The sequence below is a fragment of the Streptomyces flavofungini genome (genome assembly GCF_041028215.1).
GTDB lineage: Bacteria > Actinomycetota > Actinomycetes > Streptomycetales > Streptomycetaceae > Streptomyces > Streptomyces flavofungini_B.
The window spans coordinates 1-1,455 of record NZ_JASKYR010001317.1 but is presented as its reverse complement, the minus strand read 5'-3'; the positions used below and the strand labels follow the sequence as shown (position 1 = coordinate 1,455).

General features: G+C 75.7%; 2 protein-coding genes. Both read right to left on the bottom strand.

What is annotated here, in order from left to right; genetic code table 11:
• On the bottom strand, positions 1 to 246 hold a 246-nt coding region (locus AB8Z36_RS40735), incomplete at its 3' end, for a PfkB family carbohydrate kinase (protein WP_369218381.1).
• A gap of 151 nt (positions 247 to 397) precedes the next feature.
• Positions 398 to 1,159 carry a DeoR/GlpR family DNA-binding transcription regulator gene (locus AB8Z36_RS40730; protein ID WP_369218380.1) on the bottom strand — a complete coding sequence of 254 codons (762 nt, stop codon included), beginning with the start codon at positions 1,157 to 1,159 and terminating at the stop codon, positions 398 to 400.
• Between the last annotated feature and the right edge of the window lie 296 nt (positions 1,160 to 1,455).

Sequence of the window (1,455 nt, the reverse complement as noted above, 5' to 3'; positions counted from 1 at the left end):
CGGTACCGGCGCCGCCTCGATGCCCTGCTCGTCGAGCAGCCGCGCCACCAGGGCGCCGGGGGCGCCGCCGAGCGGCAGCACGGCGACGGTCCGCACGCCCGCCGCGGCCACGGCCCGCGAGACGTTGACACCCTTGCCGCCCGGGTCCATCCGGTCGCCGGTGGCGCGCACGACCTCGCCGCGGTCGAGCGCGGGGACCTCGTAGGTGCGGTCGAGGGAGGGGTTGGGGGTGACGGTGAGGATCATGCGCGTACCGGCGCTTTCTGGGTCGTGCGTGTGGTCGTACGTGCGGCGGGGGTGGCCCCTGGGCCTGGGGTGTCCCCCGGGCCGGGGACGGCTGCCGGGCCGTGGACCGCTGCCGGGCCGCCGCCGCTGGTGATGGTGGCGGTGCGCGCTCTCATACGCGTACGACCTCCGTGCCGCCGCTCTCGATGGCGGCGGCGTCGGCGGGGGCGAGGCCGGTGTCCGTGATCAGCAGATCCACGTCGCCGAGGCCGCCGAAGCGGGCGAAGTGCCGCTGGCCGTGCTTGGCGGAGTCGGCGAGCAGGACGACCCGGCGGGCGGCGGCCACGGCCGCGCGCTTCACGGCGGCCTCCGCGAGGTCGGGCGTGGTGAGCCCGGCATCGGCGGAGAAACCGTTGGCGGCTAGGAAGAGGACGTCGGCGCTGATCTCTCCGTAGGCGCCCAGGGCCCAGGCGTCCACGGCGGCGCGGGTGCGGCGGCGGACCCGGCCGCCGATCAGGTGGAGCTGGATGCCGGGGTGGTCGGCGAGGCGGGCGGCGGTCGGCAGGCCGTGCGTGACCACGGTGAGCGTCGACTCCAGCGGGAGCGCCGCCGCGAGCCGTGCGACGGTCGATCCCGCGTCGAGGATGACGCTGCCCTCGGCGGGCAGCTCCGCGAGGGCTGCGCGGGCGATGCGGTCCTTCTCGTCGGCGGCGGTGCCCTCGCGCTCGGCGAGGTCCGGCTCGAAGTCGAGGCGGCCCGCGGGAATGGCGCCGCCGTGCACGCGGCGCACCAGACCGGCGCGGTCGAGGGCCTTCAGGTCACGCCGGATGGTCTCCGCGGTGACCTGGAACTCCTCGGCGAGCGACAGCACGTCGACCCGCCCGCCGTCCCGCGCGAGCCGCAGGATCTCCTGCTGCCGCTCCGGTGCGTACATGTCCGTTCGCCTCCGCCGAATGCCCGAGCCTGTTGTTTCAGCGGCAGGCTACGGCGGCATTGCGCCAAAGTAAACACCTTCGGGCAATGAGCGGGCATGAACGGGCATGAAGTCCTACGGCCCTACGGCCCTGCGGCCCTACGGCCAGGAAAACGTGTCCAGCGCCGCCAGACAGCGCGCCGCGAGCCCCGCCGGGCCCTCCGGCTCTGCCGCTGAGGCATCCCCCGCGGCCCACGCCTCGACCGCCACGCGCACCGCCGCGSTCGCGASCGCGGCGGCGAGGCTCAGATCCAGGG

Coding starts and splice junctions, on each gene's coding strand:
- AB8Z36_RS40730 (WP_369218380.1), bottom strand. CDS start 1,159: ATGTACGCACCGGAGCGGCAGCAGGAGATCCTGCGGCTCGCGCGGGAC.